Genomic DNA, 23531 nt, shown 5'->3' with positions numbered 1-23531 from the left:
TAAAGAAAGAGTCCAATGAAAAAGCTCACCACCGCCTTCGGCGCGCCTGTCGTCGACAACCAGAATATCCAGACCGCCGGCCCGCGCGGCCCCGCCCTGCTGCAAGATGTCTGGTTCCTGGAAAAACTGGCCCATTTCGACCGCGAAGTGATCCCCGAGCGCCGCATGCACGCCAAGGGTTCCGGCGCCTACGGCACGTTTACCGTCACGCACGACATCACGCGCTACACGCGCGCCAAAATCTTCGGCCAGGTCGGCAAGCAAACGCCGCTGTTCGCGCGTTTCTCGACCGTGGCCGGCGAACGGGGTGCGGCCGATGCGGAACGCGATATCCGCGGTTTCGCCCTCAAGTTCTATACGGAAGAAGGCAACTGGGACCTGGTGGGCAATAACACGCCCGTGTTTTTCATGCGCGACCCGCTCAAGTTTCCCGACCTGAACCACGCCATCAAGCGCGATCCGCGTACCGGCTTGCGCAACGCCAACAGCAACTGGGATTTCTGGAGCTCGCTGCCCGAAGCGCTGCACCAGATCACCGTGGTGATGAGCGACCGCGGCCTGCCGCGCAGCTTCCGCCACATGCACGGTTTCGGCAGCCATACCTTCAGCTTCCTGAATGCGCAAAACGAGCGCTTCTGGGTCAAGTTCACCTTCAAGACCCAGCAAGGCATCGCCAACCTGACCGACGCCGAAGCCGAGGCGCTGGTCGGCAAGGACCGCGAAAGCTCGCACCGCGACCTGTACGAGAGCATCGAAAACAAGGACTTCCCGCGCTGGACCCTGTTCGTGCAGATCATGCCCGAGCACGAAGCGGGCAGCTACCATATCAACCCGTTCGACCTGTCGAAGGTGTGGCCGCATGGCGACTATCCCTTGATCGAAGTGGGCGTGCTGGAACTGAACCGCAATGCCGACAATCACTTCGCCGAAGTCGAACAGGCCGCCTTCAACCCGGCCAACGTGGTGCCGGGCATCAGCTTTTCGCCGGACAAGATGCTGCAAGGCCGTCTGTTCTCGTATGGCGATGCGCAGCGCTACCGCCTGGGCGTGAACCACAGCATGATCCCGGTCAACGCGCCGAAATGCCCGTTCAACAGCTACCACCGCGACGGCCAGATGCGGGTTGACGGCAACCACGGCGGTACTTTGGCCTACGAGCCGAACAGCGCCCAGGAATGGGCCGAACAGCCGGACTTCCGCGAGCCGCCGCTGTCGATCGAAGGCGCGGCCGATCACTGGAACCACCGCGTCGACGAAGATTATTATTCGCAGCCACGGGCACTGTTCCGCTTGATGACGCCGGAACAACAGCAAGCGCTGTTCGACAATACGGCGCGCGCCATCTCGGGCGCGTCAACGCAAGTCAAGGAGCGGCATATCGGCAACTGCACCCTGTGCGACCCGCAATATGGCGCCGGCGTGGCCGAAGCGATTGCCCGCCTGAGCAAATAAACCCGGCCGCCACTTCCCTGCCCCGGCCACGCCGGCGGCAGGGCATCGTATATACACGATAGTTCCGCTTTTTCAATTGAGCGACATCAGGCATCCCCGCAGGCCCAGCGTCCTATACTGCTTTCATCGACCGCATGCAGGGCGCATGGAAGGGGAACATGACAAGCTCACGGATGACACTGGCGACCGGCGTGGCGGACCAGGACGGCGGCAACGAAGTCCTGCGCGCGCAATTCCTGCGCGGCATGGCCGGCTTCAACGAGGCCCACCGCGCCGTGGGCTGGAGCGGGCGCTTCGACGATTTCCTGGCCCAGGTGCTGCCCGGACGCGCCGCCCTGCTGGGCCGCAGTGCCCATGAATATGTGTGGGACATGCTGCGCGCCAGCGGCCATGACGACGCCGGCGGCCAGTTTCACTGCAGTCTGTTCGACGATGAGCTGTTTGGCATCGATGTCGCCATCGGCCGGGTGGCCGCCTATTTCAAGGCAGCCGCGGCCGGCTCGGAAGTGGGCCGGCGCATGCTGCTGTTGCTGGGCCCGCCTTCGGGCGGCAAGTCCACCCTGGTGATCCTGCTCAAGCGGGGCCTGGAAGCGTACAGCCACAGCGACGACGGCGCGCTGTATGGCATCGCCGGCTGCCCGGTGCATGAATCGCCGCTGCACCTGGTGCCAGATGGCATGCGCAGCGACTTTCGCGACAGCTATGGCGTCGCGCTGCACGGCGAGCTGTGTCCGCACTGCCGCGCGCGCCTGGACGAGCAGTACCAGGGCGACTTTTTGCAGATGCCGGTCGAGCGCATCGTGCTGTCCGAGGCGGGCCGCTGCGGCATCGGCACTTATGCGCCGCACGACCCGACCACCGCCGACCTGGCCGACCTGGTCGGTTCGGTCGACCTGTCCAAGGTGGCGCAGTATGGCGACGAGGGCGATCCGCGCGCCTGGTCCTGGTCGGGCGCCGTGTATGCGGCCAGCCGCGGCATGCTGGAAATGATCGAAATCCTCAAGGTCAAGCGCGAATTCCTGTATCTGCTGCTGACGCTGACGCAAGAAAAAAACGTCAAGGTCTCGCGTTTTCCGCTGATCTACCTCGATGAAACCATCATCGCCCATACCAACCTGGCCGAATTCCGCAAATTCGTGCAGGAAAGCGAGAACGAGGCCCTGCTTGACCGCATGGTCATCGTGCAAGTGCCGTACACCCTCGATTACCGCGAGGAAGCGCGCATCTACCGCAAGCTGATCCTGTCGGCGCCCGCCTTTCGCGCCGTGCACCTGGACCCGCATGCGCTGCATGCGGCGGCCGTGTTCGCCATCCTGAGCCGCCTGCAGGACGGTGACGAAAAAGAGGCCGAACTGGTGCAGCGTCTGCGCATCCATGCCGGCGAAGACGTGGAAGACCTGAACCAGGCCGAGGTGCGACGTTTGCGCGAGCGCGAACGGGACAAATCCGGCCAGGACGAGGCGCTGTCGGGCGTGTCGCCGCGTTTCGTGATCAATGCGCTGTCGCACGCGATTATCGCGGCCGAACGCAACAGCCTGAGCACCATGGACGTGCTGCTGGCCCTGAAGGACAGCATCGAGAACGACGCCCGCATCGAGCCGCGCCGCAAGCGCAAGTGGATCGATTACCTGGTGCTCACGCGCAAGGATTTTTATAACCGCTGGGTCAAGGCTGACGTGCACAAGGCCCTGTTCGTCTCGTTCGAGCAGGAGGCGCAGGACTTGCTGGACAAATACCTCGATGAAGTCGAAGCCATGCTGGACAACCGCCAGGTGCGCGACCCGATCACCGGTGACGAACGCCGGCCCGATGAGCGCTTCCTGCGCGCGGTGGAAGAAAAAATCCATGTCAGCGACTCGGGCAAGCAATCGTTTCGCCAGGAGGTGGTGCGCAAGGCCATGGGCGCCTTCAAGCGCGGCGAGCCGTTCGGCCTGGCCAGCCATGCGCCGCTGCGCGACGCGGTCCAGCATTATCTGTTCGAACAGCGGCGCGACGTGCTGCGCCTGGTCGGCTCCAGCAAGCGTCCCGACGATGAGGTGTGCGCCAAGGTATCGGCAGTCGAGCAGCGCCTGGTCGACGACTATGGCTACGATGCCCACAGCGCGCGCGAAGCGCTCAACTATGTCACCACCTTGCTGGCGCAGGAATGAACACGCCCGTCTATCCCGCTACCCCGGCCCGCAGCCTGGCCCAGCCCTGGTACGGCCTGTTTTCGCGCGGCGCGCGCGACTGGCTGCGGCATAACCAGAAAGTGCGCGAAGCGGTGCAAGCCCATTTGCCCGAGCTGATCGCCGGTCCGGATCTCATCAGCGGCACCCGGCAGCGCAGCGTGCAAGTACCGGTGCGCCTGCTGGAACACGCGCGCTTCAGGCTGTCTACGCCACGGCTGGAAATGGGCGCCGGCCAGGGCGAAGGCCAGCCCGGCGACCTGCTGCGCCCGGCGCGTACCATGGACGGCGATGAGCCCGGTGGCGATGGCGCGCAGGAAGGCGCCGGCGGCGGCGGCGAGATCCGTTTGCTGCTGGAATTTTCCGTCGACGATATCCTCGACTGGCTGTGGGAACACTTCAAGCTGCCCAACTTGCAGCCGCGTCGGCCAGGTGCCATCACCGAGACGCAGCTGGTGCGTGCCGGCTGGGACAAGCACGGCGCCCGTTCGCGCCTGGACCGCCGGCGTACCGTCAAGGAGGCCATCAAGCGGCGCGCGGTGCAGGAGCATCCGGTGCCGTTTGCCAATGAAGACCTGCGTTTCAGTCAGTTGCTGCAGCGGCCCCTGCCCAGCGTTGACGCGGTGGTGTTCTTCGTGCTCGATGTGTCGGCCAGCATGGGCCAGGAGCAGCGCCGGCTGGCGAAAACGTTTTTCTTCCTGGCCCTGCAGGGCCTGCGCCGCAGCTATGCGCGCGTCGACACGCGTTTTATCGCCCACACCACGCGCGCCTGGACGTTTTCGGAAAGCGACTTTTTCCAGGTGCATGGCATGGGCGGCACCATGGCCTCGAGCGCGTTTCGCCTGTGCCGCCAGTTGCTGGCCGAGCGCCATGGCGGCGCGCGCGACAACGCCTATCTGTTCTATGCCTCCGATGGCGAAAACTTCAGCGAAGACCGCAACGCGGCCAGCGTGGCGCTGGCGGAGCTGGCAAGCGAGCTGAACTACATGGGCTATGTGGAAACGGCGACCGGCATGCCGCGCGCGCTGGAAACGGAAACGCATGCCCTGTGCGCGCAGCAGGCGCGGCGCGGCATGCCATTGCACACCAGTATCTTGGCCGAGCCCGGCGATGTGTGGCCCGCCCTGCGCAATTTTTTCCAGCATGAAAATGCGGCCCAGGGAGCGGCGGCGTGACGGCGGACACGGGCGACGCCGCGCTACTGGCCGGCCACGCGGCGCGCCTCGAAGCGCTGGCGGTCAAGCTGGGCCTGGAGTTCGACCGGGTCGACTTCGAGCTGGTCCCCGACAGTTTTATGGCAGAAATCGCCATCTATGGCTTGCCGGTGCGCATGCGCCACTGGTCTTTCGGCGTGCGCTACATCCACCAGCTGGTGCAGCGCAAGATGGGCCATTCGCATATTTTCGAAGTCATGTTCCCGGGCGACCCTTGCCACGCGTATATGGCGCAAGACAATACCCTGGCGGAAAACACCCTGGTGACGGCGCATGTGCTGGGCCACGCCGATTTTGCCCGCCGCAACGCCCTGTTTGCCCGTTTCAGCGCCATGGCCGGCAAGCGCATCCTGGAACAGAGCGCGGCGCGGGCACGCCGCATCGATGCGGCATGGCAAGCCCAGGGCCAGGACAAGGTGGAGGCCGTGCTCGACGCGGCACTGGCGCTGGAACAGCATGTCGATATCCATGGCGAACTGTACCGCCAGCCTTATGCACCCACCGCCATGCCGACAAAAGCCGCCGCGGGCCCGTTTTCCGCGCGCTACCGGCAGTTGCCCGGCGAACACGAACCTTCGGAACCCCTGTCCGAACGGCCGCTGACGCCGCCCTACCCCGAATACGATTTGTTGTGGTTTATCGCCCGTTACGCACCCGAGCTCGAGGATTGGGAACGCGATATCTTCCTGGCCGTGCGCGAAGAGTCCTTGTATTTCTATCCCGTATTTGCCTGCCAGATCATGAACGAAGGCTGGGCCTCCTACTGGCATGCGCGGCTGCTGCGCGAGGCCGATTTTTTGCCGCCGGAACTGTACCTGGCGGCGCTCAAGTCGCATTCGGACGTGGTGCGCCCGCATGCGGGCGAGCGGCAGGCGGCGCTGGCGCTCAACCCCTACCACCTGGGCTTTGCCATCTGGGAGCATATTGTTTCGCGCAAGGGGCTGGACGAGGCGCGCCGCATCTGCCGCGACGACGACGATTTCAGCTTTATTCGCAACCACCTCGATGCCGGACTGGCCGACAGCCTGGGCCTGTTCGTGCATGAAAGCCGCCACGATGGCGAAACCCGGCTGGCCAGCCGCGACCTGCACGCCATCCGCGAGGCCATCCTGTCGCCCAAATACCATTATGGCGCGCCGTGCATCGCCGCCACCCTGCTCAACGATGACGGCAGCCTGGTGCTGCGGCACGATCACCAGCGCGATGGACGGGGACTGGCGCTGGAACAGGCGGAACAGGTGCTGAACTATATCGCCAGGGTCTGGCGCCGGCCGGTGATCCTGCACACGGCCGACTTTCGCGGCACGCCGCGCGTGCTGCACGGCAATGCCGACCGCGGCGCGGCACCCATGCCACGTTAAAGCGGCACACCGCCAGCCGGCGCGGCAACTTCCTGCGCCGCATACCAGGCTACCGCCTGCCGCAAGCCCTGGCGCAGATCGTGCGTGGGGGCATAGCCAAGCAGGTGCGTCGCGCGGCCGATGTCCGCCTGGGAATGGCGCACGTCGCCGGCGCGGAAATCGCCGTGCAGCGGGGCTGGCTGGCGCAGGCCGGGCCGCGCCTCCAGCACCAGGGCTTGCATCACGGCATGCAATTGAAGCAGGCTGGTACGGCCATTGACGGCCACGTTGAAGACCTCGTTGACGGCTTGCGGATGGACGGTGGTGGCGGCCAGCAGATTGGCTTGCACGGCGTTGGCGACATAACAGAAGTCGCGGCTGGTGCTGCCGTCGCCATTGATACGCACGGGCTCGCCGGCCAGCATGGCGGCCAGCCAGCGCGGGATCACGGCCGCGTAGGCGCCCAGCGGGTCCTGGCGCGGCCCGAATACATTGAAATAGCGCAAACCCACCGTTTCGGTGCCATAGCAGCGCCCATACAGCCGCGCGTACAGCTCGTCGGCATGCTTGCTCAGGGCATACGGCGACAGCGGCTCGCCGATGGCGTGTTCCACTTTCGGCAAGCCCGGATGGTCGCCATAAACGGCGCTGGACGAGGCATACACGAAGCGCCCGATGCCGGCCGCGCGCGCCGCGTCCAGCAGGCACAGGAAGCCGCCCAGGTTGACGTCATGGTAGAGCTGCGGTTCGCGCAGCGAGCGCGGCACAGAACCGAGCGCGGCCTGGTGCAGCACGATATCGACGCCGGCGCAGGCGCGCGCGCACGTTTGCGCATCGCGGATATCGCCTTCGATCAAGGCGAAGCGCCGCCAGGCCCGCTCGCCGACACGCTCGCGTACCTGCGCCAGGTTGTGGCGGTGGCCGGTGCTGAAATTGTCGAGGCCGCGCACCGTCTGGCCCAGTTCCAGCAAGGTTTCCAGCAGGTGCGAGCCGATGAAACCTGCCGCGCCCGTCACCAGCCAGCGCCGGGGCGCCTGCCGCAACCGCTCGCAGGCCTGGCTGTAATCAGTGGTGCTGTCACCAATAGCGGCCATCACAGCCGCCACACATGCAAGCCGTCCTCGGTCAGCTTGAGCGGATCGAAATGCGACTTGATGTCGATAAAACAGCCGTTGTCGACCACCTTGGCGCGGAAATCGGCCAGCGGGCGCGCCAGCAGCGCCTGGTGCGAGACGGCGCTGATAATGGCCTCGGCGCGCGGCAGCTGCTCCCAGCTGACCAGTTCCAGGCCGTATTCTTCCAGCGCTTCGCGGCCGTCGGCCACCGGGTCGTGCACGTGTACTTGCACGCCATAGCTTTGCAGTTCATGGATCATGTCGACCACCTTGGAATTGCGCAGGTCGGGACAGTTTTCCTTGAAGGTCAGGCCCAGCACGTTGACATGCGAGCCTTTCAGCTTGAAGCCGGCGCGCACCATTTCCTTGATGGTTTTTTCGGCCACGAATTTGGCCATGCCATCGTTGATGCGGCGCCCGGCCAGGATCACATGGGGGTGGTAGCCCAGCATTTCCGCCTTGTGCGTCAGGTAATACGGATCGACGCCGATGCAGTGGCCACCGACCAGGCCCGGCCGGAATGGCAAAAAATTCCATTTGGTGCCGGCCGCCTGCAGCACTTCCAGGGTATCGATGCCGATCCGGTCGAAAATGATGGCCAGCTCGTTCATCAGCGCGATGTTCAGGTCGCGCTGGGTGTTTTCGATCACCTTCGCGGCCTCGGCCACGCGGATGCTGGAAGCCCGGTGCACGCCGGCCTCGACCACGCCTTCATACAGGCGCGCCACCTGGTCCAGGGTGGCCGCGTCGTCGCCGGACACCACCTTGCGGATGCTGGCCAGGGTGTGCGACTTGTCGCCCGGATTGATGCGTTCGGGCGAAAAGCCGACATGAAAATCTTCTTTCCAGCGCAGGCCCGAATGGCGTTCCAGCAAGGGAATGCAGATTTCTTCGGTGGCGCCCGGATAGACGGTCGATTCGAAGATGACGGTGGCGCCACGCTTCATGTGGCGCCCGGCCGTGGCGCTGGCGCCGGCCAGGGCGGAAAAATCGGGATTGTGCGCGCTGTCGACGGGCGTGGGCACGGCAACGATGATGAAGTCGGCCAGCATCAGTTCGGCCGGATCGCAGCTCACGCTGAGCCAGCGTGCGGCGCGCAATTGCTCCGTGCTCACTTCGCCGGTGGGATCGACGCCTTCCCGATAGCTGGCCACCTTGCGCGCCGACAAATCGAAACCGATGGTGCGCTGGCGCGCGCCAAACGCCACCGCCAGCTGCAGTCCCACATAACCGAGTCCTACCACCGCCACCACGCCTGCTTCCTTGTCCATGGTTGTTCGCTCCATCTGGTTGCCGGCCGGTTTGCCGCCGTCTGGAAATTCTACGGTTGCGTCCAGCACCATTCTTGAGCAGGAACAAGAAAGTCCATGCCGTGCCGGAAGCTGCCGCGCGCAATCGCCTGCGTGTTGAGCCTCATCAACAGGCACGATGTCCAACTTTCCTACCCTGTGCTGTGCCCTTCCTGCCAACGCCGCCATCGGAGAATTTCATGCGCCACACCCATCCCGTGATCAGCCTCGCCTCGCTGTCGCTGTGCGCCACCCTGCTGCTGGCCTGCAATGGCGGCCAGAGCAGTGCCAGCCTGCTGGCCGACGCCCAGCTGTACCAGCAGAAAGGCGAGCCGCGCGCCGCCATTATCCAGCTGAAGAATTTTCTGCAAAAGGAAGCGAACAACGCCGCCGCGCGCCTGCTGCTGGGCAGCATCTATCTCGACACGGGTGACGCCTTGTCGGCGGAAAAGGAATTGCGCAAGGCGCAAACCCTGGGCTCGGCACCTGCCGAGGTACTGCCGCTGCTGGGCAAGGCCTGGCTGATGCTGGGCCAGTTCGAGCGGGTGTTGAAAGAATTGCCCGGCGATCCGGCCCAGCCGACCGCCGTCCTGGCCCTGCGCGGAGACGCCTTGCTGGCCCTCGGGCGCCACGAGGAAGCGCGCGCCTTGTTTGCCGGCATGCAGCAACGCCAGCCGGGCCAGACCGAAGCGCTGCTGGGACTGGCGCGCCTGGCCGCGCTCGACGGACAAATCGCCGCGGCGCAACTGCTGATCGAACAGGCCTTGAAAGGCAGTCCGGACAGCCTGGAGGCGCTGCGCCTGCAAGGCGACCTGCAACGCCTGCAGGGCAACAATGGCCCGGCGCGGCTGGCTTACCAGCAGATCCTCAAGCTCAAGCCGGACCAGGTGCCGGCGCGCATCGAACTGGCGAATCTCGATATCACGGAGAACAAGTTTGCCGACGCGGCCGCGCAACTGGCCGCCGCGCGCAAGAGTGCGCCCGGCAACCTGGGCGTGCTGCAGGCGCAGGCCCTGCTCGATTTTCGCCAGGGCAAATTCAAGGCGGCGCTGGAAGGCTTGCAACTGGTGCTCAAGGCGGCCCCCGAACACCCGCCGGCGCTGCTGCTGGCGGGCGCCGTGCAACTGGCGCTCGGTGCGCCGCAACCAGCGGAAAATTATCTGCAACCGTTTCTTGCCGCCCATCCCAAGCATTTATATGCGAGCAAGATGATGGCCTCGATCGAAATGGGGCGAGGCAAGACCGATGCGGCGATCGACCTGTTGCAGCCTTTGCTGGTCACCTTTCCCGACGACGTGGAACTGCTGTCACTGGTGGGTGAGGCGCACCTGCGCGCCGGCCATTATGACAAGGCCAGCGGCTATTTTGAAAAAGCCAGCCTGCTGGCGCCTGGCACGTCCAAGCTGCACATGGCGCTGGGCGTGAGCCGCGTGGGCCAGGGCGAAAGCGCGCGCGCCGTCAGCGAGCTGGAACGCGCCAGCGTGCTCGATAGCAAAACGCCGCAGGCCGGCACCATGCTCGTGATGACCTTGCTGCGCAACAAGGACAATGCGAAGGCCCTGGCCGCCGTGCAGGCGATGGAAAAGCAGCATGGCAGCAATCCGCTGGTGCTGAACCTGAAAGGCGGCGTCTATCTGGCCTTGAGCGATTTGCGGGCCGCGCGCGACAGCTTCGAGCAGGCGCTGGCCATCGACGCGCGCTATCTGCCGGCCCTGAACAACCTGGCGCAGATCGACATGGCCGAGAAAAAGCCGGAGCGCGCCAGACAGCGTTTTGAGGCGGCCTTGGCGAAAGACCCGAAAAACCCGGACCTGGCCGCCGCACTGGCCAAGCTGGCGGCCTCGCAAGGCAAGCTCGACGAAGCGCAGCGCTGGCTGGAAAGAGCCCATGCCGACCATCCCGACGCCGTCGCGCCAGCCCTGCTGCTGAGCAATTTCTATCTGAAAACCGGCGCCACCGGCAAGGCCCTGGCGCTGGCGCGCCGCTTGCAAAGCGGCCATCCCGAGGATGCCGACGCCCTGGCGCTGCGCGCGCAAGTCGAGTACAGCGCCGGCGAGGCGCGCGCCGCGCTCGACAGCTATACCAAACTGGCGATGCTGCGCACCACCTCGGCACCCTTGCAGATGCGCATTTCCAGCCTGCACCTGGCGCTGGGCGATTCGGCCAGCGCACTGCAGGCGGCCAGGCGCGCACAACTGATCGAGCCGGCCTTGCTCGACGCGCAGGTGGTCGAAGTGGCGCTGCTGCTGGACTTGAAGCGTACGCGCGAAGCGCTGGCCGTGGCGCGCAAGGTGCAGCAGCAGCAGCCGAAGCTGGCGGCCGGCTACAAGCTGGAAGGTGATGTGCTGATGGAACAGAAACAGCCGCGCGAGGCCTTGAAGCTGTATGAGCAGGCTTTTCAAATCAGCAGGATCGGTCACCTGCAAGTGCAGATCTACCGCGCCATGCTGGCGGCCGGCCAGGAAAAACAGGCCGATGCGCGCATCGACGCCTGGCTCAAGGAGCAGCCCGACGACAAGGCGACACGGCTGTACCTGGCCGGTGCCAAGCTTCAAGCCAAGCAATATCGGGCCGCCATCGCGCAATACCAGCAGGTGGTCGCGCGCGACGCCGGCAATGTGGTGGCGCTCAATGACCTGGCCTGGGCTTACCAGCAAGACAAGGACGAACGCGCGCTGGCCACCGCCGAACAGGCCCACAAGCTGGCGCCCGACAACCCGGCCGTGCTCGATACCCTGGGCTGGATCACGCTCGAGCGTGGCGATGGCAAACGCGCCATCGAACTGCTGCGCCGCGCGGCCAGCCTGGCGCCGAATGCCGCCGAGATTCAATACCACCTGGGCGCGGCGCTGGCGGAAAATGGCGACAAGGCGGGCGCGCGCAAGCAACTCGAGCAACTGCTGGCGGCCAACAAGGACTTCGCGCAGCGCGCCGAGGCCCAGGCCTTGCTGGCCAGGCTCTAGCCGATGGCCATGATCGCCGCGCGGCTGCTGGCCCTGGCCGCCGGCCTGGCCTGCCTGGCGGCGCTGGGTCCATATCCGCTGGGCCACGGCTGGCCCGTCTGGCTGTTGTACGCCTTGTTGCCGATCTACTTCCTGCTGCTGTGCTGGCGCCCCGCGGTGTGGCTGTTCTGCCTGCCCGCGCTGTTGCCGGTGCTGGACCTGGCGCCATGGACCGGCTGGTTTTTTTTCGAAGAAATCGATTTGCTGCTGTTGCTGACCGTGACTTGCGGCTATTGGCGCTGGCGCACCGGCGCCACGCGGCTGGCGCTGGCGCCGGGCGCGCGCCTGTGGCTGGCCCTGGTCAGCGCGGCGGCGCTGGCGGCCCTGCTGCGCGGCGTGTTTTCCGTGCAACTGCCGCCTGACGCCTTGAATGCCTGGAACAATTACCTGAGTCCCTATAACAGCCTGCGCCTGGGCAAGGCCTGGTGCTGGGCCATGCTGTTGCTGCCGCTGCTGCTGCGCGATGCCGCCAATGACGGCTTGCGCCGCCTGGCGCTGCCCGGCATGCTGTGCGGCCTGGGCCTGGTCGCGCTGTGCGCGCTGTGGGAGCGGGCGGTGTTTCCCGGCGTATTCAATCTGTCCAGCGACTACCGCATCACGGCGCCGTTTTCCGCCATGCACACGGGCGGCGCGGCGCTCGACGGCTATCTGGCCCTGTCCTTGCCGTTTGCGGCGCTGTGGCTGGCCCGCGCCCGCTCCCGCCGGCCAGCCATCGCCGCCTTGCTGCTGCTGGGACTGGCACTGCATGCGGCCATGGCCACTTTTTCGCGCGCCCTGTATGCGGCCCTGCCGGTGGCCGCCATCACCGGCCTGGCTTGCTGGCAACTGGCGCATGGCCGGCATGCTCGGCAGCGCTGGTCGGCGCGCCGCGCCAGTGCCGGCTTGCTGCTGAGCGTGGGCGCGGCGGCATTGCTGGTGCTGATGTTCCAGGCCGCTGGCTACCGTGGCTTGCTGGCGGCCATCGTGCTGCTGCTTGGCGCCTTTGTGCTGGCCACGCACGCCTTGCCCTGGCGCCTGGTGCCGGCCAGCGTGCTGTGCGCGCTGGCACTGCAGGCCAGCCTGGCGGCGCTGTGGCCAAACGACCCGGCCCACGGCCTGCTGAAGGCGCCGTATGCGCTGTTCCTGCTGTCGAGTTTGCTGTTGGCGTGTAGCCTGTGGCGGCAGTGGCTGCCGCTGGCCATCATGGCTTTGAGCATGATGGCGTGCAATACGGCCTGGATAGGCTGGCACTGGGCCGGCCCCATCGCCTTGCGGCCGGCCGCGCTGGTGCTGCTGCTCGCTGCCCTGCTGTTGCTGAACAGCCGGTTGCGCCCGCCCTTGTGGCGCACGGGGCGCGCCAGCCTCGGCGTGGCCGCCTCGGCGGCGGTGATGCTGATGCTGGCGATTCCCGTCTCGGCCAGCTATTACGCCAACGAACGCTTCGCCACCACCGCCGGCGACTGGCAAGGCCGGCTGCGCCACTGGCGCGGCGTCCTGGCGATGATGCCGGCCGACTGGGCCAGCACGGTCTTCGGCATGGGCACCGGTACCTTTCCGGCCAGTTATTTCTGGCGCAACACCGTGGGCGACGTGCCGGCCCGCCTGGCCTATGCCGACGAGGCAGAGGCAGGTAACCGTTATCTGCGCCTGGCCAGTCCCGGCTACCGCGCCGGCTATGGCGAACTGCTGCGCCTGTTGCAGCGCGTGAGCGTGCGGCCCGACACCCGCTACGCGCTGGCGCTCGACGTGCGCCGCCACGGCCCCATGCCGGTGCTGCAACTGAAGCTGTGCCAGCGGCAACTGCTGTATGCGCAATACTGCGTGCACGCGCCCTTGCGCCTGTTGCCGCCCACGCCGGCTTCACCGCAGTGGCAACCGCAGTGGCAACCGCAGTGGCAACATTACCAGATGACCATCGACAGCGCCCGCCTGGGCGGCGGTTCCTGGCTGCTGCGTGCGCCGGTGCAGCTGGAACTGGCCGCCGGCGGCCAGGCCGATCCCGCAGTCATCGACGTCGACAACCTCAGCCTGCGCGCGCCGGACGGCGAGGAACTGCTGGCCAACGGCAGCTTCAGCAAGGCGAATGATTACTGGTTCTTCAGCAGCGACCACCACCACCTGCCCTGGCATATCAAGAACCTGTGGCTGCACCTGCATGTCGAATCCGGCCTGTTCGGCCTGCTTTCCATGCTGGGCCTGTTTGTGCTGGCCTGCGCGAACCTGGTACGGCGCGCGGCGCAGGCGGGACCCGGCGCCGATGGCGCGGCCGCCATGCTGGCCGGGCTGGCCGGCTTCATGGCGATCGGCGTGTTCGACAGCCTGCTCGACGTGCCGCGCATCGCCCTGCTGTTCTACATGCTGCTGCTGTGCGCGCTGCTGCGGCCATCCATCTCCCCTGTTCCTGATAGTGAAAGGCCGCCGCGATGAAAACCTTGCTGCTGTTGTGCCTGTTATTGCCATGTGGCTTGCCTGCCGCCCGCGCCCAGCTCCAGGCGCAATCGCTGGAACAGGTGATCGCGCGCGTCAAGCCGGCGATTGTCGGCATCGGCAGCCATCAGAAGACGCGCACGCCGGCCATCCAGTTCATCGGCACCGGCTTTGCCACCGGTGACGGCCTGAGCGTGCTGACCTGCGCGCATGTGATCGAAAAGCTGCTGGCCGCCAATCCCGGCGAGACCATCGGCATCCTGACGGGCCAGGGCGAGGTCGCGCAATTTCGCGCCGCCACCGTGCAGGCGCTCGACGCCGAACACGACCTGGCCCTGCTGCGCCTGTCCGGCACGCCCTTGCCGGCCCTGCAACTGGGCGACGCGGCCGAGGTGCGCGAAGGCCAGGCCATGGCATTCACAGGCTTTCCGCTCGGCACCCTGCTGGGTCTGCACCATGTGACCCACCGCGCCACGGTGTCGGCGCTCACGCCCGTGGTAATACCCAGCGCCAACGCGCTGCGGCTGGACCCGAAACGGCTGGCGCAGCTGCAAAAAGCGCCATACACGGTGTTCCAGCTGGACGCGACGGCCTATCCGGGCAGCAGCGGCAGCCCCCTGTTCGATCCGCAGACCGGCCTGGTGTACGGCATCGTCAACATGGTCTACGTCAAGGGCCTGAAGGAGGCGGCCGTGACCGTGCCCAGCGGCATCACCTACGCCATCCCGGGCCGCCACATGCAAGCGCTGCTATTGAAAAACAATGCGCTCAGTTCCGCCCCTGCCGCAGGCGCTCGGTAATGCCAGGCTCATCCCATGTAGGAAAAAAAAAGGGATAAAACGAGCGCTCGCCACCGTGTTGCTCCATCAGGCCGCCGTACTTGCGGATCTGCTCGCCCATATAGGCCAGGTCCAGCCGCAGCAGCACGGCCGGCGCGCCCACGCGCGTACATTCCCGCTCGCCGCCGAAGTCCTTGAAGCCCAGCATGCGCTTGTAGAACACCACGTGGCGCGGGTTGACTTCGATCACGTAATCGGTAAAGCGGTGGATATTGTGGGCGTAGATATACGAGATATGGATCAGCGCGGCAAACACGCGCTTGCTGACGCCCTTGTCGATCGCCAGGCGCGATGGCTCGCACAGGCGCCGGCCCTGTTCGCGCAGGACGTCGAGCTTGTCGCGGAAATTGTCGTCGGCGGGCAGCCCGGTTTCCTCGTTGTCGAGGCAGAGGGTCATGGTGCCGACCGTATCGCCGGCTGTTTCGGCAAACAGCGTGATTTTATTGAGCGCGTGGGCAATGCCGGGATCGACCGCGTAGCCGCGCCAGCCATACATCTTGCGGATCAGCAGGCTGGCGGCCTCGCGCCGGCCACGCGAATTGGCCATGCGGATATGAAAGCGCTGCAGGTCGATTTCATGCTCCATGGCCGGATCGATCTTGCCTTCGCCCACCACCATGTCGCTGAAACCGACCGGGCTGTCAAAGGAAATTATGGGTTCATCTTCAAAGCTCATCTTGTCCTCGCTGTGGTGGCGGTTCGCCCTGAGACGAACTGATGCCAATGCCATGTGACAAGACCTGAACTGAAGAAGTTCCCGCAATCGCTAGAAAAATCAGAAGAATTTACATATTCAGTGACTAAATACAAATATAAATTTGCTTTTTTATATGCGATGGCAAATAAAAATGTACTTTTGATAGGCGGCAAGTTTAAAAGAAACTCTCGGGTATCAGCAGCACATCGCCGGGCCGCATCATGATGTTGGCGGAAATATCGCCATCGCGCAACAAGTCATCGAGCCGCACGCGCAGCTGCTGCTGCGCCCCCTCGCGCATGCGTATCACGCTGGCCTTGTTGCCGGCCGCAAAGTCAGTAATGCCGCCGACGGTGATCAGCACATCCATCAGCGACATGCCCTGGCGGTAAGGCAGCGCCTGCGGCTTGGCCGCCGCGCCGATCACGCGGATCTGTTCCGCATACGGTCCGGCAAAATTGGTGACGATCACGGTCACCACCGGCTGCTGGATGAACTTGCCCAGCGCCTGCTCGATATCGCGCGCCAGCTGGGTCGAGGTCTTGCCGCTGGCCATCAGGTCCTCCACCAGCGGCGTGGTGATCTTGCCATCGGGCCGCACCGCCACCGTCAGCGACACTTCGGGATTGCGCCAGACCAGGATATTGACGGAGTCGCCCGGTCCGATCAGGTAGTCGTGCAGCGGGGCGCTGTCTTCGGCCGGCGCCAGCGCGTGCTGCGTGCGGCAGCCGGCCAGCAACACGGTGGCGCTGGCGCAGGCCAGGACGCGGGTGATCAGGGCGCGGCGTAACAGGTTCATGCTGTTTCCTTCAAAAGAGACGGCGCTGCAAAGCCCGGCTGGGCCGGGAACCTCCCATGATTAGTAAAAGCGGGCTGGTGATTCTTGAGGAGTATCAAGAAGCAATCATCTTGAGAAATTTTGTGGCGGCAGCGCCCTATACTTTGTTCACTCGACAAGAAAATACGCCGTTTTCGCCTATCCACGCCCTGCACCGTAACCTGAAGGAAGCGACATGGAGGATTTGATACAGCAAGTGCTCTCGGCCCTGAAAGGCATCTGGAAGTACCGCTGGCATGCGGTGCTGGTGGCCTGGCTGGTGGCAATTGCCGGTTTTATCAAGGTGATCAGCCTGCCGGACAACTACCAGACCTCGGCACGCGTGTTTGTCGATACGCAAACCATCCTCAAGCCCCTGATGGCCGGCATGACCAGCGTGCCCAATACGGAACAGCAAGTGGCCATCATGAGCCGCACCCTGCTCAGCCGCCCGAATGTCGAACGGGTGATGCGCATGGTGGACCTGGACCTGGACTCGCGCACCGTGCGCGAACATGAAGCCCAGCTTGACGACCTGATGCGCAACATCAAGATCAGCGGCACCAATGCCTTTGATATCTACACCATCAGCTATGGCGGCCCGCAACCGAAAGTGACGCGCGACGTGGTGCAAAGCCTGCTGACCATCTTTGTGGAGGGCAGTTTCCAGGGCAAGAAAGGCGATTCGCAAAAGGCGGTGCAGTTCATCGACGAACAGATCAAGAACTATGAAGACAAGCTGAGCGCGGCGGAAAACCTGATGAAGGATTTCAAGATTCGCAACAGCATGCTGTTGCCGCGCCAGGGTATCGACTACGGCGGCCAGCTGTTGCAGATGTCCGACAGCCTCAACAACGCCAAGCTGGAACTGCTGGAAGCGGAACAGTCGCGCAAGGCCATCCTGAGCCAGATCGAGGGCGACGAGCCGGTGCTGGACCTGGAACCGAGCGCGGCGGGCATCAGCAATCCCGAGCTCGACGAACGCATCGCCACCATCAATAAAAACCTCGACAGCCTGCGCATGCAGTACACGGAATTGCATCCCGACATCGTCGCCTCGAAGCGCCTGGTGGCCCAACTGGAAGAACGCAAGATAGCGGAAAGCAAGCTGCGTTCGGCCACGAGCGACCCCGGCAAGAACTACAGCCCCATGCTGCAGCAGCTGAAAGTGGCGCTGACCGAAGCGGACGCCAAGGTGGCCGCCATCAAGGCACGGGTGGCGGAATACACGCTCCGCAACGAACGGCTGCTGGCGCACAGCAATGCCGTGCCCGAAGTGGAATCGCAACTGGCGCAATTGAACCGCGATTACGTGATCAACAAGGAAAACTATGAAAAGCTGATCGGCCGGCGCGAGGCGGCCAAGCTGTCGGGAGAACTGAGCTCCACCACCGACATGATGGCCTTCAAGATCATCGATCCGCCCACGGTGCCGCTGTCGCCGGTCGGCCCGAACCGGCCGCTGCTGTTCAGCGTGGCGCTGGCGGCGGCACTGGTGGCCGGCGTGGCCGCCGCCCTGTTGATCAGCCAGATCCGGCCGACCTTCCTCAGCCCGGCCGAATTGCGCGACGCCACCGGCTTGAGCGTCTTGGGCACGGTGGCGATGAACTGGACCGAGCAGCAGCAGGCGCGCCAGCGCCGCGCCCGCTATGCCTTCAGCGCCTGCCTGGGCAGCCTGTTCATGCTGTACGGCGGCGTGGTCGCCGCCGCCTTGCTCAAATTCTAGATGCTGGCACGGGAGACACGATGGATACCAATGCAGACGACGCACGGCAAGCCGACGCCGGCGCCCCGCTGGAAGTGGCCGAGGCCGCCACGCCTTACGAGGTGGACGGCACCGGAGGTGACACCACCCCGGCCTCGCCCAACTACCGCGCGCTGAACCTGGCCAGGCTGCAGGCCCAGGGCATGGTCACCCACGACGGCGGGCGCACCTCGGTGGCCGAGGATTTCCGCATCATCAAGCGCCCGCTGCTGCGCAACGCGCGCGCCACCGGCGCCGACGCCATCCGCCACGGCAACCTGATCGTCGTCACCAGCGCCATGCCGGGCGAAGGCAAGACCTATTGCGCCGTCAACCTGGCCATGAGCATTGCCATGGAAATGGACATGACGGTGCTGCTGGTCGACGCCGACGTGGCGCGCCCGTCGGTGCTGAAAGTGCTGGGGCTGCCGCCCGAACCCGGGCTGATGGACGTGCTGCTCGACGAGCGCCTGGAAATGGCCGACGTGATCCTGAAAACCAATGTCGCCACCCTCAGCATCTTGCCGGCCGGGCGCAGCAACAAGCACGCCACGGAACTGCTGGCCAGCCGCGCCATGAGCCGCATGCTCAGTGAAATCGCCAGCCGCTATGCGGACCGCATCGTCGTGTTCGACTCGCCGCCGCTGCTGATCACCAGCGAAGCCCATGCGCTGGTGGGACAGATGGGCCAGGTGGTGATGGTGGTCGAAGCGGAAACCACCACCCAGCATGCGGTCAAGGAAGCCTTGCGCCAGATCGAATCGTGCGAACACATCAACCTGATCTATAACAAGACCAAGGGTTTTCCCGGCAACGAATACTACGGTTATGGCTATTACGATTAGCCCGGCCAGCGCGCTGGCGCCGTGGCTGCTGCTATTGGTTGCGCCCCCGGCGGCGGCCCTGGACTGGCTGGTGGCGCCCTCGCTGCGCCTGCGTGAAAGCTATACCGACAACGCGCTGCTGGCGCCGCCGGGCCAGGAGAAATCCGACTTCATCACCGAAATCGCGCCCGCCATCGCCGTGATCGCCACAGGTCCGCGCCTGCAGGTCCACCTCGACGCCAGCTGGCGCAAGTTTTTGTCGCACCAGCGCGCCGACTCCGACACCGTGCAACTGCAGGCCGGCGCCAATTCCGAACTGGTGCGTGACTGGTTTTACCTGGACGGGCACGCCAGCATCAGCCGGCAGAACGTGTCGCCGTTCGGCGCGCCCGTGATCGATGCCCTGCCCGACAGCAGCAACCAGAGCACCGTGCGCGCCACCGTCGTCAGCCCCTATCTGCGCCACCGTTTTCGCGGCCTGGGCACCTTTGATGCACGCTATACGCGCGCCGATGTGTCGAGCGAAAACAATCTGCTGTCGACCCACAGCGACGAGCTGCAATTGCTGCTCGGTGGCGAACCGCGCGGACGGGGCTGGACCTGGAACGCCAGCTATGACGTGCGCCGCACCGAGGACAGCGTGCTGCCGCCGCAACGCAAGGAGCGCGCCAGCGTCGGCCTGCGCTACCCGTTCAGCCGTACCTGGTCGGGCACGGCCAGCGTCGGCACGGAAAAGGAAGGCTACGAGGCCAGCGACGGGCGCAATCCGCAAGGCCGTTTCTGGTCGGTGGGCGGCGTGTGGACGCCGTCCTCGCGCACCAGCGTCGCTTTCAGCACGGGCCGGCGCTTCTTCGGCCAGACCTACAGCCTGGACGCGCGCTTCCTGCAGCGCCACAACAACTGGTCGCTGCAATACAGCGAAGACATCACCACCATGCCGGCGCAATTCCTGCGCCTGGGCGACAACGACGCGGCCAGCCTGCTGGACCAGCTGTGGCGCGGCATCTTTCCCAACGCCCAGGACCGACGGCTGCGCATCGATGCTTTCCTGCGCTACGCCCAGGCGCAAGATCCGCAGCTGGGCGGCCTGAACTACTTCAGCCACCGCTACTACCTGCAAAAACAGCTGAAACTGAACATGGTGCGCGCCACCCCGAAAAGCACCCTGATACTGGGCGTGTCGGCCGTCGACCGCACGGCGCAGACGAATAGCGGGGTCGACAGCGGTTTGCTGCCCGATATCGACCTGAGCACGTCGGACCGCACGCGCCAGCTGGGCGCCAGCGCCGGCTGGAGCTGGCGTTCCTCCTCGCGCGGCAGCGTCAACGTGCAGGCCGGCTACGCCAGCGCGCGCTCGCTCAGCGTGCCGCGACGCGACGACAATATCACGTTCACGGCCGGCTACAGCCGTGTGCTGCGGTCGAACATGACGGCGGCGGTCGACCTGCGCCGCACCCAGCACCGCAGCAACCGCGGCGGAGATTTTCGCGAAAACGGCGTCAGCGCCACGCTCACCATGCGATTCTAAGGAGGTCCCATGCTTGACCCTGTCCTGCCATCCGCACGGCCGCATCTGCTGTGCATCGTTGCCGCGCGGCCCAATCTGATGAAAATGGCGCCTATCCTGGCGGCGTTTGCAACAGTGGCGCCACAGGTGCGTATCAGCCTGGTGCATACCGGCCAACATTACGATACGGCCATGAACGCGCAGGTCTTTGCCGACCTGGGCCTGCGCGCGCCCGACATCAACCTCGAGGTCGGCTCGGGCAGCCACGCGCATCAGACGGCCGAGATCATGCGCCGTTATGAAACCGTGCATCTCGACCTGGCTCCGCACGCCGTGCTGGTGGTGGGCGACGTCAATTCCACCCTGGCCTGCGCGCTGGTGGCGGCCAAGCTGGGCACGCCGGTGATCCATGTCGAGGCGGGCTTGCGCAGCGGCGACCGCGCCATGCCGGAAGAAATCAACCGCGTGCTGACCGATCAATTGTCGGCGCTGCTGTTTACCAGCGAAGCGGGGGCGCGCGCCAATTTGCTGCGCGAAGGCATCGCCGAGGAGCGCATCCATTTTGCCGGCAATGTGATGATCGACAGCCTGCTGCGCCAGTTGCCCGACGCCGTGCCGCCGCGCATCAGCCTGCAGGCCCACGGCCACGACTACCCGCCCGCGTATGGCCTGTTGACCTTGCACCGGCCATCGAACGTCGACGATGGCGCGCGCCTGGCCGCGCTGATGGAGGCCATGTGCAGCCTGTCGGCGCAGCTGCCGCTGTTGTTTCCCGTCCATCCGCGTACCCGCGGGATGCTGGAAAAAACCGGCCTGGAGCGGCTGCTGCGCGAGCATGCCGTCGTGCTGCTGCCGCCGCTGGGCTACCTGGAAATGCTGGGCCTGATGCAGGGCGCGCGCCTGGTGCTGACCGATTCGGGCGGCATCCAGGAAGAAACCACGGCGCTGGGCGTGCCCTGCCTGACCTTGCGCGACAACACCGAGCGCCCCGTCACCGTCGACGAAGGGACCAATGTCATCGCCGGCACCGACCCGGCCGCCATCCTGTCGCTGGCGCGCCAGGTGCTGCGCACGGGTGGCAAGCGCGGGCGCATTCCGCCATACTGGGACGGCCATGCCGCCGAGCGCATCGCCAGCGCCACCGCGCAATGGCTATCCGCCCGGCTTGCGCCATGAACCCGACTACCGTGCGCAACGCGCTGACCATCGACGTCGAGGATTATTTTCAGGTCTCGGCCTTTGCGCCCCACATCGCCCGCGCCGACTGGCCGCGCCTGGAGTGCCGGGTCGAGGCCAACGTCGAGCGCATCCTGCTGCTGCTGGACGACAAGGGCATCCACGCCACCTTCTTTACCCTGGGCTGGATCGCCGAACGCTATCCCGCCATGCTGCGCCGCGTGGCCGCCGCCGGCCATGAAGTGGCCAGCCACGGCCATGCCCACCTGCGCGCCTCGCAACAGTCGCGCATCGAATTCCTGCACGATGTGGTGCTCAGCAAGAGCATCCTCGAACAACTGACGGGCCAGGCGGTGCTGGGCTACCGCGCCCCCAGCTTTTCCATCGGCGCGGCCAATCTGTGGGCCTTCGATGTGCTGTGTGAAGCGGGCTACCGCTACAGTTCCAGCATCTACCCGATCCGCCACGACCATTACGGCATGCCCGACGCACCGCGCTTCGCCTGGCGTCCGCGCGGCGCGCAGGGCGTGCTGGAATTGCCGGTCAGCACGGTGCGCCTGGGCAGCCGCAATTATCCGGCCGGCGGCGGCGGCTACTTTCGCCTGCTGCCCTATCCATTGTCGCGCTGGCTTTTGCGCCGCATCAATTCGCGCGATGGCCAGGCTGGCATATTCTATTTTCACCCTTGGGAGCTCGATCCGGGGCAACCGCGGCCGCTTGGGCCGGGCTGGAAGACCCGTTTTCGCCACTACCTGAACCTGGCGCGGATGGAGGCGCGGCTGGCACGCCTGACGAGCGATTTTGCCTGGGACCGCATGGACCGCATTTTTCTTGAGGGCACATGATGCATGAGGCGCGCCACTTTACCGACAGCGCGGCGGACGTGATTGCCGCCGCCCAGCGCAGCAGCGCGATCACGATCCGCACGCTGCTGCCGCAAGACCATGGGCGCTGGGACGCCTTCGTGCACAGCTGCCCCGACGCCACCTTTTTTCACCGCGCCGGCTGGCAAACCATCATGGAGCAAGGCTTGGGCCACGCCAGCCATTTCCTGTATGCCGAGCAGAACGGCCGCATCCTGGGCGTGCTGCCGCTGGTGCACCTGCGCGGCCTGCTGTGCGGCAAGGCGCTCGTCTCCCTGCCCTTCTGCGTGTACGGCGGCATTGCCGCAGTCGACCCGCAGGCCAGGCGCGCACTGGATGCCCGGGCCCAGCACCTGGCGCGCGAACTGGAGGTAGGCCACCTGGAGTACCGCCAGCGCGAGGGCGACATTCCCGACGGCTGGCAAGGCAAGCCGCTGTACGCCACCTTCCGCAAGACCCTGCTGGCCGATGACGAGCAAAACCTGCTGGCGATCCCGCGCAAGCAGCGCGCCGTCTTGCGCAAGGCCATCGCCGCCGGCCTGCACAGCGCCGTCGACCACGATCTCGAGCGATTCTTCCCCCTGTATGCGGCCAGCGTGCACCGCCTGGGCACGCCCGTATTCGCGCGCCGCCACTTTGCCCTGCTGCGCACGGTGTTCGGCGACGATTGCGACATCCTCACCGTCTGTCAGGGCCAGCAGGCGCAGGCCAGCGTGCTGTCTTTTTATTTTCGCGGCGAAGTGCTGCCATATTATGGCGCCGGCAGCGTGCTGGCGCGCAGCAGCGGCGCCAACGATTTCATGTACTGGGAACTGATGCGGCGCGCCGGCGCGCGCGGCGTGCGCCAGTTCGATTTCGGCCGCAGCAAGCTGGGCACGGGCGCCTTTGATTTCAAGAAAAACTGGGGCTTTGCGCCGCAGTCGCTGCCCTATGCCTACAAGCTGATCCGCTCGGCCGCACTGCCCGACGTGAATCCGCTCAACCCGAAATACGCGCTGTTCATCCGCGCCTGGCGCCGCCTGCCGCTGCCGCTGGCCAACCTGCTGGGGCCGCATCTTGTGCGGCAGTTGGGCTAGCC

18 protein-coding genes are annotated in these 23531 nt (G+C 65.4%); 14 read left to right on the top strand and 4 right to left on the bottom strand.

Annotation, left to right across the window (positions count from 1 at the left end; all coding sequences use genetic code 11):
• Window positions 1-15: 15 nt before the first annotated feature.
• From Q8L25_RS20360 to Q8L25_RS20345, 4 genes are all read left to right on the top strand, one after another.
• On the top strand, window positions 16-1452 hold the full coding sequence (locus Q8L25_RS20360; RefSeq protein ID WP_308921112.1) for a catalase: 1437 nt from the start codon (window positions 16-18) through the stop codon (window positions 1450-1452).
• Window positions 1453-1610: 158 nt separating this feature from the next.
• Complete coding sequence (locus Q8L25_RS20355; protein ID WP_308921111.1) at window positions 1611-3602, top strand: serine protein kinase; 1992 nt, start codon at window positions 1611-1613, stop codon at window positions 3600-3602.
• Window positions 3599-4795, top strand: coding sequence for a DUF444 family protein (locus Q8L25_RS20350; RefSeq protein ID WP_308921110.1), 1197 nt, complete (start codon window positions 3599-3601; stop codon window positions 4793-4795). The genes Q8L25_RS20355 and Q8L25_RS20350 overlap by 4 nt, the downstream gene beginning before the upstream one ends.
• Window positions 4792-6195 (top strand): SpoVR family protein, encoded by a 1404-nt coding sequence (locus Q8L25_RS20345; RefSeq protein ID WP_308921109.1) that lies wholly within the window; start codon window positions 4792-4794, stop codon window positions 6193-6195. Before Q8L25_RS20350 ends, Q8L25_RS20345 begins: the two co-directional genes overlap by 4 nt.
• On the opposite strand, the gene Q8L25_RS20340 is transcribed toward Q8L25_RS20345, so the two are convergent.
• A complete protein-coding gene (locus Q8L25_RS20340) occupies window positions 6192-7268 on the bottom strand; it encodes an SDR family oxidoreductase (protein ID WP_308921108.1) in 1077 nt (358 codons plus the stop codon). The two genes, Q8L25_RS20345 and Q8L25_RS20340, sit on opposite strands and share 4 nt — an antisense overlap.
• Window positions 7268-8560, bottom strand: coding sequence for a nucleotide sugar dehydrogenase (locus Q8L25_RS20335; RefSeq protein WP_308921107.1), 1293 nt, complete (start codon window positions 8558-8560; stop codon window positions 7268-7270). Before Q8L25_RS20335 ends, Q8L25_RS20340 begins: the two co-directional genes overlap by 1 nt.
• 218 nt (window positions 8561-8778) lie before the next feature.
• Between Q8L25_RS20335 and prsT the strand changes: the two genes are divergently transcribed.
• The 3 genes from prsT to Q8L25_RS20320 are packed head-to-tail and all read left to right on the top strand — an operon-like array spanning window position 8779 to window position 14786.
• Complete coding sequence (gene prsT / locus Q8L25_RS20330) at window positions 8779-11541, top strand: XrtA/PEP-CTERM system TPR-repeat protein PrsT (protein WP_308921106.1); 2763 nt, start codon at window positions 8779-8781, stop codon at window positions 11539-11541.
• A 3-nt stretch (window positions 11542-11544) separates the two neighbouring features.
• On the top strand, window positions 11545-13986 hold the full coding sequence (locus Q8L25_RS20325; RefSeq protein ID WP_308921105.1) for a hypothetical protein: 2442 nt from the start codon (window positions 11545-11547) through the stop codon (window positions 13984-13986).
• Entirely contained in the window at window positions 13983-14786 is an 804-nt protein-coding gene (locus Q8L25_RS20320; RefSeq protein ID WP_308921104.1) for a serine protease, read from the top strand. The genes Q8L25_RS20325 and Q8L25_RS20320 overlap by 4 nt, the downstream gene beginning before the upstream one ends.
• On the opposite strand, the gene Q8L25_RS20315 is transcribed toward Q8L25_RS20320, so the two are convergent.
• Window positions 14755-15501 (bottom strand): long-chain N-acyl amino acid synthase, encoded by a 747-nt coding sequence (locus Q8L25_RS20315; RefSeq protein WP_308921103.1) that lies wholly within the window; start codon window positions 15499-15501, stop codon window positions 14755-14757. The genes Q8L25_RS20320 and Q8L25_RS20315 overlap by 32 nt on opposite strands.
• A 196-nt stretch (window positions 15502-15697) precedes the next feature.
• Window positions 15698-16321, bottom strand: coding sequence for an XrtA/PEP-CTERM system exopolysaccharide export protein (locus Q8L25_RS20310; RefSeq protein ID WP_308921102.1), 624 nt, complete (start codon window positions 16319-16321; stop codon window positions 15698-15700).
• Window positions 16322-16377: 56 nt separating this feature from the next.
• On the opposite strand from Q8L25_RS20310, the gene Q8L25_RS20305 reads away from it, so the two are divergent.
• Genes Q8L25_RS20305 through Q8L25_RS20275 form a run of 7 tightly spaced genes read left to right on the top strand, consistent with a single transcriptional unit; the run spans window position 16378 to window position 23529 of the window.
• Entirely contained in the window at window positions 16378-16548 is a 171-nt protein-coding gene (locus Q8L25_RS20305; RefSeq protein WP_308921101.1) for a hypothetical protein, read from the top strand.
• A complete protein-coding gene (locus tag Q8L25_RS20300; RefSeq protein ID WP_308921100.1) occupies window positions 16536-18065 on the top strand; it encodes an XrtA system polysaccharide chain length determinant in 1530 nt (509 codons plus the stop codon). The genes Q8L25_RS20305 and Q8L25_RS20300 overlap by 13 nt, the downstream gene beginning before the upstream one ends.
• 20 nt (window positions 18066-18085) lie before the next feature.
• Window positions 18086-18928 carry an XrtA-associated tyrosine autokinase gene (locus tag Q8L25_RS20295; protein ID WP_308921099.1) on the top strand — a complete coding sequence of 281 codons (843 nt, stop codon included), beginning with the start codon at window positions 18086-18088 and terminating at the stop codon, window positions 18926-18928.
• Window positions 18912-20435, top strand: coding sequence for a TIGR03016 family PEP-CTERM system-associated outer membrane protein (locus tag Q8L25_RS20290; RefSeq protein WP_308921098.1), 1524 nt, complete (start codon window positions 18912-18914; stop codon window positions 20433-20435). The genes Q8L25_RS20295 and Q8L25_RS20290 overlap by 17 nt, the downstream gene beginning before the upstream one ends.
• Before the next feature lie 9 nt (window positions 20436-20444).
• On the top strand, window positions 20445-21590 hold the full coding sequence (gene wecB, locus Q8L25_RS20285) for a non-hydrolyzing UDP-N-acetylglucosamine 2-epimerase (RefSeq protein ID WP_308921097.1): 1146 nt from the start codon (window positions 20445-20447) through the stop codon (window positions 21588-21590).
• Window positions 21587-22435, top strand: coding sequence for an XrtA system polysaccharide deacetylase (locus tag Q8L25_RS20280; RefSeq protein WP_308921096.1), 849 nt, complete (start codon window positions 21587-21589; stop codon window positions 22433-22435). Before wecB ends, Q8L25_RS20280 begins: the two co-directional genes overlap by 4 nt.
• The gene (locus Q8L25_RS20275) at window positions 22435-23529 is read left to right on the top strand and encodes a FemAB family XrtA/PEP-CTERM system-associated protein (RefSeq protein ID WP_374694321.1); all 1095 of its coding nucleotides are present in this window, start codon (window positions 22435-22437) and stop codon (window positions 23527-23529) included. The genes Q8L25_RS20280 and Q8L25_RS20275 overlap by 1 nt, the downstream gene beginning before the upstream one ends.
• The last annotated feature ends 2 nt before the right edge of the window (window positions 23530-23531 follow it).

This window comes from Janthinobacterium sp. J1-1 (genome assembly GCF_030944405.1).
GTDB lineage: Bacteria > Pseudomonadota > Gammaproteobacteria > Burkholderiales > Burkholderiaceae_D > Janthinobacterium.
The sequence above is the reverse complement of the archived record's forward strand: the minus strand, read 5'-3'. Positions and strand labels throughout refer to the sequence as shown.